At 59.6% G+C, this 13,661-nt stretch carries 7 protein-coding genes; all 7 read right to left on the bottom strand.

Going from position 1 to position 13,661, the window contains the following annotated elements; translation table 11 throughout:
- Nucleotides 1–98 precede the first annotated feature (98 nt).
- Nucleotides 99–968, bottom strand: a complete 870-nt coding sequence (locus Mhypo_RS00325; RefSeq protein WP_119339368.1) for an alpha/beta fold hydrolase — start codon at nucleotides 966–968, stop codon at nucleotides 99–101.
- Nucleotides 969–1,010: 42 nt separating this feature from the next.
- A complete protein-coding gene (locus Mhypo_RS00330; protein WP_119339369.1) occupies nucleotides 1,011–1,232 on the bottom strand; it encodes a hypothetical protein in 222 nt (73 codons plus the stop codon).
- Nucleotides 1,233–1,461: 229 nt separating this feature from the next.
- Entirely contained in the window at nucleotides 1,462–2,064 is a 603-nt protein-coding gene (locus Mhypo_RS00335) for a class II aldolase/adducin family protein (protein WP_119339370.1), read from the bottom strand.
- 362 nt (nucleotides 2,065–2,426) lie between these two features.
- Nucleotides 2,427–7,004 (bottom strand): DNA-directed RNA polymerase subunit beta', encoded by a 4,578-nt coding sequence (locus tag Mhypo_RS00340; RefSeq protein WP_119339421.1) that lies wholly within the window; start codon nucleotides 7,002–7,004, stop codon nucleotides 2,427–2,429.
- Nucleotides 7,005–7,076: 72 nt separating this feature from the next.
- Nucleotides 7,077–10,451: a DNA-directed RNA polymerase subunit beta gene (gene rpoB, locus Mhypo_RS00345; RefSeq protein ID WP_119339371.1), complete on the bottom strand. Its 3,375-nt coding sequence runs from the start codon at nucleotides 10,449–10,451 to the stop codon at nucleotides 7,077–7,079.
- 587 nt (nucleotides 10,452–11,038) lie between these two features.
- Nucleotides 11,039–12,178: a homoserine O-acetyltransferase MetX gene (metX, locus tag Mhypo_RS00350; RefSeq protein WP_119339372.1), complete on the bottom strand. Its 1,140-nt coding sequence runs from the start codon at nucleotides 12,176–12,178 to the stop codon at nucleotides 11,039–11,041.
- A gap of 46 nt (nucleotides 12,179–12,224) precedes the next feature.
- Entirely contained in the window at nucleotides 12,225–13,517 is a 1,293-nt protein-coding gene (locus Mhypo_RS00355; RefSeq protein WP_119339373.1) for an O-acetylhomoserine aminocarboxypropyltransferase/cysteine synthase family protein, read from the bottom strand.
- Nucleotides 13,518–13,661: the final 144 nt, after the last annotated feature.

A 13,661-nucleotide genomic window follows, 5' to 3' on the forward strand; every position in this document is an offset into this window, starting at 1 on the left:
GGTGTGCATAGGGCTAAGATTGGGCTTGAATAAAAAGCACCTGCTCGCACAAACCGTAATAGTCTTACAATTCGGCGTTCCGATATTTTCTTAGATAGCTAGTGTATCCCTAGCAGCGCGTTGTGAATGGCCTCGGCAAAAGCTTGGGGCTGGTCGATCCAGGGGTAGTGACCCGCCCCTTCAATAATTTCGAGCTGCCCGCCGACCAGATCGGAAATGGTCTGGGCTTCGGGGTAGCTACTGGCATCCAAAGCACCCAACAATACCGTGCAGGGCGCTTGTATCTCCAGTAAAAAAGGGGTGTAGTCCAGGCGCCATAGCCCGTTTAGCACGAACATCCGCCCAGGCGTATCGGCGCCCATCACGGTAGAGCCCTCCGCCATCCATTCGTATTCCATGCGGCTGTGCTGGCTGGGAAACAAGAGCTTGTCAAAGGCCGCTTTGGGCTCTACCTCGGCAAAAGCTTCCTGGAGCAGCCGGGTGCCGTCTTCAAGCTCCAACTCGATTTCGTGCTCTTCGATACCCCGCAACCCCAGCGAGGCCCGGTAGAGCTGGCCGGCCAGCCAGGGAAAGTTGATCCAGGGGTTAACCAGCACCAGTCGCTGGGTGGTCTTTGGGGAACGGCGGGCATAGTCCAGGGCCAGCAGCCCACCAAAACCGTGTCCCAGCAGGGTCCAGGAATCCAGGCCGAGGTGATCGCGCAGATGAAAAAGGTCGCCGACCAGTGCATCAATGGTAAAAAGGCCCGGTTCTTCCGGGAGCGCGGGGCTGCGGCCTCCCCCCCGCTGATCAAGGTAGAGCACCCGGAAGCCTTCCAGGTATTCCTCCAGCCCCTCGCGCAGGGTATAACTGCTTCCCCCAGGCCCCCCATGCAGTACCACTATGGCCGGGGCATCCAGGGGGCCGGTGTCCTCGAGGTAGACCTCCACCCCATCGTCCACAGCAATCAAATCTATTTCTTCGCGCATAAGGTTCCTTACCGGCTTAGAGCCAATGACTAAAAGCCCCCACTATCCCGGTTGCCGACTCCCCTCCTCGAGCAACTCAAAACTCCAGCTGCGAAAACCCTCCAGCCCGGCCGCAGCGCGCTCCATCTCAGGGGTATGGGCCCAGACCTCGAGTAGATAGAGTTCCTGTTCCGCACGGTACAAAAGCCGGTAGGGATGGGGAAATTGCCGCGCCAAACCTCGCAGCACATCGAGGTTTTTACCCTCCACAAAAAGTACTTTCATCTGCTTCTACTGTACCCTTTCATTTGCAAGTCTCAAGCAGGAGAGCGCTTATGATGCGCTCAATACGCTTATTTCGAGGAAGCTCGGCCGGCATTTCCTTGCCATAAACGTTCCAAAAACAGCACCTCGCAGGCTTCCTCGAGACGCTTGCTACGAGGAAGCTCGGCCGACATTTCCTCGCCATAAACGTTCCAAAAAAAGCACCTCGCAGGCTTCCTCGAGACGCTTGCTACGAGGAAGCTCGGCCGGCATTTCCTCGCCATAAACGTTCCAAAAAAAGCACCTCGCAGGCTTCCTCGAGGCTGGTCATAAGCGAGTAGGCTTGCAGGAGAGCTTTATCGGAGTTTTCCAGGCTGCTTTTGACAAAGGCCCCATGCCCACGAATCACACAAGCAGGGTGTTCTTTTAGCGCCAGGGCCACAGCTTCGGCGGCTTCCTGGGTTCCCGAGGCGGTTTTGGGGGCGACCACCGGAATCTGGTCAAAGTAGTACAGGCCCTCGAGGTCAATGGGTTGGATGGACTCGAGGTGAAACGACAGCGCAATCGCATGGCGGGGATGGGCATGCACCACCGCTGTTGCGTCGGATTGCCGGTAGATGGCCCGGTGTATCACCCGCTCCACCGAGGCGCCCTGGTCTCGCTCAGGGTCCGGCTCGAGAGGCAGAAACATCAGGTCGTCGGGGGTCAGATGGGCTTTCTGCGCGCCTGAGCGGGTAATCCAGAGCCCATTGCCTTCCCGCACCGAGTAGTTCCCCGAAGTGGCCGAGGCCAGTCCGGCCGAGAATAAATCGGCACCAATCTGCTGAAAAACGAGGTAGAGTCTGGCCTTCATAAGCAATCTGCCCGATGGCATGAATTTATACCAGATTCAAAAAAGACAGTTTACAAAACCACTAAAACTATAGGTTGTCTTTTTTGAATCCCAGAGCACACCCTCCCGAACGGTCGGCGAGAAAATCGTCTCCCTTCCAAGGGGCGGTATCGCCCTCCGCTACGCGGATAACTTCCAAGGGGCGGTATCGCCCTCCGCTACGCGGATAACTTCGGCCATGTTGATTCGTTACCGAACGGTAATGAATCAAGCGAATCTGGCATTGGAGTTGGCGTTCTTTTTGGAGGCCGCTATTGGCTATCCCAAAGGCTACAGGTTATAGGCTGTAGGCCAACACCTACAGCCTGTACCTCGAGCTCAGTCTAGGCCTCGCGAGCGGGTTGTTCGGGACGCACACCCGGGCGCCGCGACCCAACCGGCACTTGCTCGGCCTCGCGGCGGGCCTCCTCGAGGCGCCTCAGGGTCTTCTGGTCTACCACCTGGGTATCGCGCACAAAGTCGGAGCCGGTACCGGCGGGAATCAGCTTACCCAGAATCACGTTTTCCTTGAGGCCAATCAGCTCGTCGAGTTTGCCGGCAATGGCTGCTTCGGTCAACACGTGGGTGGTGTGCTGGAAGCTGGCCGCCGAGAGCCAGCTCTTGGTCGAGAGGGCGCTCTTGGTTACGCCCATCAACATGGGCTTCCAGCTCGCGGGGGTTTTGCCCTCGGCCATTAGTGCTTCGTTGGCCGATTCCACATCCCACTTCTCGATCACCTGACCCTCGAGGTAGCGGCTATCGCCGGGGTCGGTAATCTCTACGTACTTGAGCATCTGTCGCACGATGGTCTCGATGTGCTTGTCGTGCAGCTTCACCCCCTGGGCCCGGTATACGCGCTGGATTTCGTCGGTCAGGTAGCGCTCTACCGCCTCGGGGCCTTTGGCTTCCAGCAGCTGGTGGGGGTCAATGGCCCCACGGGTCAAGGGCTGTCCGGCTTCCACCGTCTCGCCTTCCTTGACGGTAATACGCGCTTCCTTGGGTACTTTGTACTCCTTGGAAAAGCCCTCGCTGCTGACAAAGATGCTGATTTTGTCCTCGTGCTCTTCGATGTGAATGGTGCCGTCGATCTCGGCAATCACCGCCTTAACCTTGGGGCGCCGGGCTTCGAAGAGCTCGATTACGCGCGGCAAGCCCTGGGTAATGTCGGTGCCGGTGGCCACCCCACCGGTGTGGAAGGTACGCATGGTGAGCTGGGTACCGGGCTCCCCGATGGACTCGGCGGCCACCACCCCCACGCTTTCGCCGATGGAGACCAGCTTAGCCGCCGACAGATCCCAGCCATAGCAGTGCTGGCAGACCCCGTAGCGGGTGCGGCAGGTCAGGGGCGAACGAACGGGCACTTCTTCAATCAGGCGCTCCTCGGCGGCCTTGACGATGAGGTTTACATCCTCGAGGCTCAGCTGGTGCCCTTCGGCAAACACCTTGCCCTTGATTTCAAACTCGCGGGCCACCGTACGGCCATACAACCCCGACTCGATGTCGCTCTTTTTGCGCAGCCGCTTGTTGCGGAAGGCCTCGTCGAACTGCAAAAGCGGCACCGAGATGTAGTCGGGCGTGCCGCAGTCGGCTTCCCGCACAATCACCTCGTGGGCCACGTCGTGCAGCTTGCGGGTCAGGTAGCCCGAGTCGGCAGTACGCAGGGCGGTGTCTGCACCACCCTTGCGGGCCCCGTGGGTCGAGATGAAGTACTCCAGCACCGTTAGACCCTCGCGGAAGGACGCCTTCACCGGCACCGGGTAAGTCTCGCCCGAAGGCTTGGCCATAAGGCCACGCATGCCGGAAATCTGGCGAATTTGCTGAGGGTTACCGCGGGCCCCCGACTGGCTCATGACGTAGAGCGGGTTGAAGGGGTAGTTTTCCTCGAAGTTCTTGAAGACTGCATTGGTGACTTTCTCGGTGGTCTGGCTCCAGAGCTGCAGAATCTGCTGGAAGCGCTCTTCCTCGGTCATCAAGCCCAGTTCGAAAGCCTGTTCAATTTGGGCCAGCTTGGCATCGGCTTCCTGCAAGAACTGCTTTTTCTCAACCGGAATCACCGCATCGTCGATGCCAATGGTGATACCCGATGTGGTCGAGAGCACGAAGCCGTAGTACTTGAGCGCGTCCAGGAGCTTGGCGGTCTTTTCCACCCCGAGCACCAGGAAGCTCTTGTAGACCAGGTCTTTGAGCGAGTTCTTCTCCTGGGCAACCTCGAGGTTCACCAGCTCCTCCGCAGCCGCCGTGTCTTCAACTGCCTCGCTGACAATGCGCAAGAAGAGCATGCGTCCCGGTGAGGTTTCCAGGAGTCGATTACCCAGGCGCACCGTGACCACGTCCTGATGATCCACCACACCGCTCTGCACGGCCAGGAGGGCTTCATCCACGCTGCTAAAGACGTACTTAAGGCGACCCACACTGGTTTCTTTGCCCGCCACCTTAATTTTGGCGTTCAAGGCCACCTTGCCTTCCTCATAGGCTTGCAGGGCCTCTTCAATGGTCTTGAACTCCAGGCCCTGGCCCTTCTTCTCGCGACGGAGCTGGGTGATGTAGTACAGGCCCAGGATGATGTCGCGGGCCGGCTTGGCTACGGGTTCACCCGAGGCCGGCGAGAGGATGTTGTGGGCCGAGAGCATCTGGATGCGGGCCTCGGCCTGGGCATAGCTCGAGAGTGGCACGTGTACGGCCATCTGGTCACCGTCGAAGTCGGCGTTGAAAGCCTCGCAGACCAGGGGGTGAAGCTGGATGGACTGACCCTCGACCAGCACCGGCTGGAAGGCCTGAATGCCCAAGCGGTGCAGGGTGGGCGCCCGGTTCAAAAGCACCACCTTGCCGTGGATGACCTCTTCCAGGGCATCCCATACCTCGTCCTTGATGTCGCGGGAGCGCTCCAGCATCTTGCGGGCGCTCTTGACGTTGTTGGCGATGCCCTTCTCCTCCATTTTCTTGAGCAAAAAGGGCTTGAAGAGCTCCAGGGCCATGCGCTTGGGCAGGCCGCACTGGTGCAGCTTGAGCTGCGGCCCCACCACAATCACCGAGCGGCCCGAGTAGTCCACTCGCTTGCCCAGCAGGTTCTGGCGGAAGCGGCCTTGCTTGCCCGAGAGAATGTCGGTGAGCGAGCGCAGGGCCCGGTCGGAGCCGGGGTTGGTGACCGGGGTGCCGCGCCGCCCGTTGTCCAACAGGGCATCCACTGCTTCTTGCAGCATGCGCTTCTCGTTGCGGATGATCATCTCGGGCGCGCCTTGCGACAGCAGTTTGCGCAGACGGTTGTTGCGGTTGATCAGGCGACGGTAGAGGTCGTTGAGGTCGCTGGTCGCGAAGCGCCCTCCGTCCACCTGCACCATGGGGCGCAGGTCGGGGGGCAGCACCGGCACCGCCTCCAGCACCATCCACTCGGGGCGGTTGCCGGAGTCGCGGAAGGCCCGCACCACCTCGAGCCGCTTGCGGGCTTTGGCCCGACGGGCGCGGCTGGGGTGCTTCATCTCTTCTACTAGTTCGGCCTCGAGCACGCTCAAGTCAATGTCCTTGAGCAGTTCCTGAATAGCCTGGGCCCCCATTTTGGCATCGATGTCGTAGGACTCGATGACCCGCACGGCCATGCGAATGAAGTCCACCTCCACCCGGCCATAAATTTCCGAGGTCACCTTGCCGCCGTCGGCCAGGGCGTCGCCGGGCGAGACCCGGTCGCCGTTGGTCACGTCCACATCGTCCTCGAAGGGGTAAAGCTTGGCCTTCATCACCACAATGGAGGCCGGCTCGTGCAGGTGCACCACTCCATCGGCCTCGGCGTGGACCTCTTCTTCGGGCTCGATTGCGCCCACCAGTTTATCACCCTTGCGCACCTGCATACCTTCGCCGGCCAGCACGTGCATGTGGGGCTGGAGGGGATAGTCGGCCACACGAGGGCGCTCGAGGGTAAAGCTCAGGTGCACTTCCTTCTTGGCAGCTTCGGCCTCGAGCTTTTCCACTTTGAGACCCTTGGGCATCTTGAGCTGGCCCTTGCCCTGGGCCAGCACGTCGCCGTTGCCCACCAGCTCACCCTGGCCTACCTTGAGGTGCATTCCCACAGGAATCAGGTAAATGGCGCTGACCGTGCTGGTGTCGGGGTCCAGGATTTTGACCAGGGCCCCATCGCCCAGCTCTTCCACATCCACCACCCCAGAGTCCTCGGTGGTGATCTGGTAGGAGGCCTCGAGCTCGGCCAAGGGTTCGCCCGGCTTGTACTTATCCTGCTCGATCCAGGCAGCTTTGGGGAGGGTCAGTCGGGCCCGTTCTTTATCGGCGTACTCGACCCGGATGCGACGGGGGAAGCGGAAAAGCACCAGCCCATCCATCTTGCTCACCACCCCCGGTGCCAGCTCCTGGCCTTTTTTGACCTCTTCACCGTCCTTAACAAAGGTCTCCACCCCGGCCGGAATGGTGTAGGTCTCTTGCTTGCCAAAGCGCAGCTCACGGTACTCGTCGTCGGTGAGGAGCTGGCGCTTCTGCACCGGCACACCGCCCAGCATGGCCCCTTTGGGGTCTATGGTGATGTACTTGGCAAAGTACAGGACTTGCTCGAGTTCCTGAGCCGACAGGTCGAGGAGGGTGCCAATCTTGGAGGGCACATCTTTTACATACCAGATGTGCGCGACCGGGGTCGCCAGCTCCACGTGCCCCATGCGGTAACGCCGCACAATGCTCTTGGTGACCTCTACCCCACAGCGCTCACACACCTTGCCCTCGAAGCGCTGGCGCTTGTACTTGCCGCAAGCGCACTCGTAGTCTTTCTGCGGCCCGAAGATGCGCTCATCAAAAAGCCCATCGCGTTCGGGTTTCAGGGTGCGGTAGTTGATGGTCTCGGGTTTCTCAACCTCGCCATAGCTCCAGCTCCGAATCTTATCGGGGGAGGCCAGTCCGATTCTTACTTTGCGAACTTCTCGTTTAATCATCGTTCACTCCGTGAACTTGTGTCTCAAGTCATAGGCCCAGTGGTAGTTGCTGGCTTGTGAACCACATCATCATCGGCGGCTAGCCAACCCTTCAAAGATGTCGAGATTCCTGGCATTCTCGTCGTAGGTCTCGACATCCAGGCCCAGCGACTGCAATTCCTTCACCAGTACCCTGAAGCTTTCCGGTACGCTGGCCTCGGGCACATCTTCACCTTTGACCACGGCCTCATACGCAGCGTTGCGACCCTCAATATCGTCAGACTTGATGGTAAGGATTTCTTGCAGCGTGTGCGCCGCACCGTAGGCTTCTAGCGCCCACACCTCCATCTCGCCAAAGCGCTGACCCCCGAACTGCGCCTTGCCGCCCAGGGGCTGCTGGGTAATGAGGGAGTAAGGGCCTGTAGAGCGGGCATGCATCTTGTCCTCGACCATGTGGTAGAGCTTCATGATGTACATCACCCCCACCACAATGGGGCTTTCGATGGGCTCACCGGTACGTCCGTCATACAGCACGCTCTTGCCCTGTTGAGCCACTTCGCGTAACTGTTCGGCGGGGTCTTTCGTACCGTCCACAAGACCCAGCTTGGCGGCTCTGGCCAGCACTTCACGCTCGCGGTTGTCAAGGCCAAAACCGGCTTTGGTACGAGCCTCCCACTTCTTGTCGAAGGCCTTACCCAGCATCTCTTTAATTTCACTTTCGGCAATGCCGTCAAATACCGGCGTAATAAACTTGAGGCCAAGTTCATAGCCGGCCAATCCCAGGTGCGTTTCCAGAATCTGCCCCAGGTTCATGCGGCTGGGAACGCCTAGTGGGTTGAGCACGATGTCCACCGGGGTACCATCGGGCATGTGCGGCATGTCTTCGGGGGGCAGAATCTTGGAAACTACGCCCTTGTTGCCGTGGCGGTTGGCCAGCTTATCGCCCACTTGCAGCTTACGCTTCTGGGCCACATACACCCGTACTACCTCCCGCACGCCGGGCTTAAGCTCCACACCAGGGTCGCCCCGACGCAAGCGCAGGGTGCGCACCACAATGCCCCCCTCGCCGGGAGGCACCCGCAGGGAAGTATCCTTGACGTCGCGGGCCTTTTCACCGAAGATACTGCGCAAAAGCCGCTCTTCGGGGGTGGGCTCGGTCTCACCCTTGAAGCTCGTACGGCCCACCAGAATGTCACCGGCCTTGACCTCAGCGCCAATCCGCACCACCCCGTCTTCGTCGAGGTCGCGCAAGGCAGCTTCGGAAAGGTTGGGAATGTCCCGGGTGACACGCTCGGGGCCTAGCTTGGTGTCGCGGGCCTCAATCTCGTAGCGCTCGATGTGCACCGAGGTGTAGAAGTCGCGGCGCAGAAGGTCTTCGGAGATAACAATGGCGTCCTCGTAGTTGTAGCCATCGAAGGGCATGATGGCCAGGAGTACATTTTGTCCCAGAGCCAGCCGTCCTTCGTCGGAGGCGGGGCCGTCGGCGAGGAGGTCACCTTTTTTGACCTTCTGCCCCTTGGAGACCCGGGGACGTTGGTCAAGGGCGGTTCCCTGGTTGGAGCGGGTGAAACGGCGCAGGTTGAACTCGTAGAGGCCCTTATCGTCCCCCCGGATATGGATTTTGGAGCCATCCACATACTCCACCACGCCATCCACATGGGAGTAAAGCGAGGTCAGGGAGTCGTGCACCACCCGCTCTTCCACGCCGGTCATAACCACCGGGCTTTGAGCCCGCAGCAGGGGCACCGCCTGGGCTTGCATGTTGGAGCCCATCAGGGCGCGGTTGGCGTCGTCGTGCTCGAGGAAGGGAATCAGGTTGGTGTTGACCGAGAAAATCTGCTTGGGCGAAACGTCCATGTATTCGACGTCTTCAGGACGCATCACAATGGGCTCGCCTTTCTTGCGCACCACCACCTGCTGGGTATCGAAATGCCCATCGGGTTTGAGTGGGGTGTTGGCCTGGGCAATGGCAAAGCGGTCTTCCTCGGTGGCAGTCATGAAATCGACCTTGTCGGTCACCCTGCCGTTTTCCACCTTGCGGTAGGGGGTCAGGATGAAGCCCAGATCGTTGATACGACCAAACGAAGCCAGCGAGGAGATCAGGCCGATGTTGGCACCCTCAGGCGTCTCGATGGGGCAGATGCGCCCATAGTGAGTGCGGTGCACGTCGCGCACATCGAAACCCGCCCGCTCCCGGGTCAGACCACCCGGGCCCAGCGCTGAAATACGACGCTTATGGCGCAATTCCGAGAGGGGGTTGGTCTGATCTTTGAACTGACTCAGTTGGCTGCGCCCAAAGAACTCGCGAATGGCGGCTACCAGAGGGCGGTTATTGACCAGCTTGGCCGGGGTGGCGCTTTCGGGTGTACCGAGGAGCATACGCTCGCGCACGCCGCGGGCCAGGCGAGAAAGACCTACCCGGAACTGGTCGGCCAAAAGCTCGCCCACAGTGCGAATGCGACGGTTGCCCAGGTGGTCAATGTCGTCGGCTTCGTAGCCGGGTTCACCGCTTTGCAGGGCAAAGAGGTATTTGAGCACTGGCAGCAGGCCTTCGTCCTTGAACTCGCCGTTCTCAAACTTGATGAGCATGCGGCCCGAGAGCTTGATGCCCAGTTTTTGCTGGGCCTTGTACTTGCCTGCCTCCCCCAGGTCGTAGCGGCGCGGGTCAGAGAGCAGCGAGTGCAAGTAGGTGATGGCCTTGTCGCGCTTGGGCGGGTCACCGGGGCGCAGCTCGGTGAAGAGTTTGAGCAGCGCTTCGTCCACGCCCATCTCGAGGGCTTTGTTGCCCCGGTACTGGGCTTCCAGTAGACCTGGAAGCAGGTCGGGGTAGGCCGAGAGTTCCTTGCTGAGGGTTTCGGCGGTGAAGCCCAAAACCTTTAGAAGAAGTGCCAGCGGGAACTTCTTTTTGTTGACCTTCATCACCACCACGCCAGACTGCTCGAACTCGAGGTCGATCCAGGGGCCACGCTTGGGCAAGGGAATGACCGAGGCCACATATTTACCAGGGCGGGCCTGGTCGGCGGTGAAGTATACCCCTGGAGAGCGGTGAATCTGCGAAACGATCACCCGATCTGCCCCATTGACGATAAACGAGCCATCTTCGGTCATGAGGGGAAGGTCGCCCAGGAAAACCTCGTCTTCTTTGAGCAAACCGGTGTCCTTGTGCACCAGCAGCAACTTGGCGTACAGCGGTGCTTGATAGGTTAGGTCTTTCTCCCGGCACTCATCCTGATTGAAAGGCGGGTCGCCCAGTCGGTACTCGAGGAAATCCAGCACCAGACCCCGCCCCTTCTCCCCTTCTTCGATGGGGAAGGTCTCCTTGAAGGCGGCTTGTAGACCAATGGCTTCCCGCTTGGAGGCGGGAACATGGGCCTGTAAGGCTTTGGTGAAGGAATCAACCTGGATTTCGGTGAGGGGTGGGAAGGGAATAACTTCTGTAATCTTGCCGAACCGCTCTATCTTCATCAAAACACCTCTTAACCCGTGGCTCTTCTCCGCACTTTAGGGCACGGATACAGCTTGCTCTGGGCCTTGTGGGGGGTTTTCGTAAGCTAACAGGGTTCTTCCGCAGGCGAAAAAGTTCCCTGCGGCGGCTGATTCTTACGCTTTTTGTGGAACACACCAGGGGTGCAGGCCACAAAACACAAAAATAATGCTAGCACATTAGCGCACATAAATGCAACAAGCACCCTGAGTCTTCAAGCTGCTGTGCAAAAATAGTAGCACAAGATGAGATATTTGAGGAGTACGTATGGCCCCAAGGATAGGCGCACTCATACCAGATTTGGTTGATTCGTTACCGAACGATAACGAATCAACCGGGCCGAAGTTATCCGCGTAGCGGAGGGCGATACCGCCCCTTGGAAGTTATCCGCGTAGCGGAGGGCGATACCGCCCCTTGGAAGGGTGTGCTCTAGGATTCAAAAAGACAATATATTGAGGTTTTTGTTTTTGCAAACTGTCTTTTCGAATCCGGTATCACTGTGATGAGACGATGTGGGCATCCGGAGGCTTGGAAAGCCCCAGCGGTTTTTTATCCAACAGGCCTCTGTTTATAGGAAATCGCCCAGAATGCGCTCAACCTGGTCGGTTTCAATTAGAAAGGCGTCGTGACCATGAGGGCTGTGAATCTCGCGGTAGATGCCTCCACTCAAAGCAGCCATCTCCCGAACCTCCTGGGCAGTGTAGAGGACGTCGGAGTTAATGCCCACAAACAAGCTTGGGGTACCCCGAAGCTGCTTCAGAGCCGCCTCGACCCCACCCCGCCCCCGGCCCACATCGTGGGTGTCCATAACCTCGGAAAGCACCAGATAGGCATTCGCATCGAACCGCCTGGCAAACTTCTCCCCCTGGTACAGCACGTAGCTTTCGCCACGCTCGGGGTGATGCTGCCAGCGCAGCCGGAAGGAGTCGGGTGAACGGAAGGAAAGCATGGCCAGGGCCCTACCCAGCTGCAAACCCAGTGGCTGCTCGGTGTAGTGCCCCCCCTGGTAGCCAGGGTCGATAAGCACCGCCTCCCTCGAGAGCCGATTGAAGGCTCGGGCCCAAGGGCTATGCACGGGAGGGGCCGCCAGAACCACCAGTTTATTGACCCGATGTGGATACAGAAGGGCAAACTCGAGAGCCACCATACCGCCCAAGCTACCCCCCAGCAGGGTGACCTTTTCGATGCCCAGGAAGTCCAGAAGCTTGGCCTGGGCGCGGGCCAGGTCGCGCACGGTGAGTTTAGGAAAATCGGGGCCATAAGGGCGACCTGTGGCTGGATTAAGCGAAAGCGGGCCGGTAGAGCCGTAACAACTGCCAATATGGTTGGCGCAAATCACAAAATACTTCTCGGTATCGAGCATTCGACCTGGCCCCGCCAACTCGTCCCACCAACCATCGGGCCCAAAGGCCTGGTCAAGCCTGGGCAGACTGCTGAGGGTCTCCTTGGTGTAGGTGCCGGCCAGATGCGCCGAGCCCGTCCAGGCATGAAACACCAGCACCGCGTTGCTGCGGTCAAGGTTGAGTTGTCCGTAGGTTTCGTAGCGCATGCGCAACTCCGGCAGGGCTCCGCCGTACTCGAGGCGAAAACCACCCGCAACCAGGGCCTGAGCCGGCACCGGTGGGAGCACCCGGCCCCGACTCTTGGGTGGCTTGATCAGCAAGGCCTCGTGGTCGCCCCAGGCCTCTTGTACCAGCAAGTCGGTCATGGCAGTCTTCCTCTCCACAAACCCTGCAGCGCACTGCTAGAACGCATCAAACGCCTACCTTTGAGCGCAGGGCTTGTTTGAGGTCGGCCTGAATATCTTCAATGGCTTCCAGTCCCACGCTGATGCGCACCAGCTCCGGATTGACCCCGGCGCGGACTTGCTCTTCCGGCGATAGCTGGGAGTGGGTGGTGGAAGCCGGGTGAATGGCCAGGGTACGGGTATCGCCAACATTAGCGAGGTGCGAAACCAGCTCAAGCCGATTGATGAAGTTTTTGGCCGCCTCATAGCCGCCTTTGAGACCAAACGTCAGCACCGACCCTGGCCTTCCCTTGAAGTACTTTTGGGCCTTGGCATGGCTGGGGTGGTCGTCTAAGCCGGGGTAGTTGACCCAGGCTACCTCGTCTTGCTCGCGCAACCAGTGAGCCAGGGCCAGGGTGTTTTCTACGTGGCGCTCAGAGCGCAGCGAGAGGGTCTCGAGGCCCAGCAGCAACAAGAAAGCCTCAAAGGGGCCCAGGCACTGCCCCTGGTCGCGCAGGCCGTCTACGCGGGCTTTGATAATGAAGGCCAGGTTCCCCAGGGCCTTGTGCAACTCGAGGCCGTGGTAGCCCGGTTGCGGCTCGGTGATCAGTGGATACCGCCCATTGTCCCAGTTGAAGTTGCCGCCATCCACAATCAGGCCCGCAATGGCCGCCCCATGCCCCCCAATCCATTTGGTGCCGGAGTGGGTCACGACATTGGCCCCCCACTCAAGGGGGCGGAAAAGGTAACCCCCATGCCCAAAGGTGTTGTCCACAAATAGGGCGATTCCACGCTCCTGAGCAGCCTGGGCAATCAGCTCGAAGTCGGGGATGTTGAGGGCCGGGTTGCCCAGCGACTCCAGGTACCAGAAGCGGGTTTTGTCGTCCGAGAGTCGAATAAAATCCTCCACGCTCTCGGCGCTGTCGGTAAAGCGGCTCTCAATTCCCAGGCGGGGCAGGGTGACCTTGAACTGGTTGATGCTGCCCCCATACAGGTTGGGGGTGGAGACAAAGTTGTCACCCGCCTGGGCGATGTTGGTGATGGCCAAAAACTGCGCCGCATGGCCTGAGCTGGTGGCCAGGGCTGCTACCCCCCCCTCCAGCGCTGCAATGCGCTTTTCCAGCACATCGGTGGTGGGGTTCATGATGCGGGTGTAGATATTGCCGAACTCCTGCAAGCCAAAAAGCCGGGCGGCATGGTCGGCATCCTTGAACTGATAGGACGTGGTGGCGTAGATGGGCACCTGGCGGGCACCGGTGGTGGGGTCGGGGCTGTAGCCAGCGTGGAGCTGAAGGGTCTCGAAACGGTGTTTTTGCGACATAAAGCTCTCCTACCGCGATGAGATTGGGGCGCTTTCGGTAGGAGTTTTGCTATAGCAAAACCCCCTACCAGGCGTTCTTTTATGGCTGGAAGGGGGTCACGATGCGTGCATTCCCTTCTCTTATCTTTCCCGACTGCCAGACTA

The sequence above is a fragment of the Meiothermus hypogaeus genome (genome assembly GCF_003574035.1).
GTDB lineage: Bacteria > Deinococcota > Deinococci > Deinococcales > Thermaceae > Meiothermus > Meiothermus hypogaeus.

Bases quoted from the DNA above. Each gene is read 5' to 3' on its own strand.
- Mhypo_RS00355 (WP_119339373.1), bottom strand. From the start codon at position 13,517: ATGTCGCAAAAACACCGTTTCGAGACCCTTCAGCTCCACGCTGGCTAC.
- Mhypo_RS00330 (WP_119339369.1), bottom strand. From the start codon at position 1,232: ATGAAAGTACTTTTTGTGGAGGGTAAAAACCTCGATGTGCTGCGAGGT.
- Mhypo_RS00335 (WP_119339370.1), bottom strand. From the start codon at position 2,064: ATGAAGGCCAGACTCTACCTCGTTTTTCAGCAGATTGGTGCCGATTTA.
- Mhypo_RS00325 (WP_119339368.1), bottom strand. From the start codon at position 968: ATGCGCGAAGAAATAGATTTGATTGCTGTGGACGATGGGGTGGAGGTC.
- metX (WP_119339372.1), bottom strand. From the start codon at position 12,178: ATGACCGACTTGCTGGTACAAGAGGCCTGGGGCGACCACGAGGCCTTG.
- rpoB (WP_119339371.1), bottom strand. From the start codon at position 10,451: ATGAAGATAGAGCGGTTCGGCAAGATTACAGAAGTTATTCCCTTCCCA.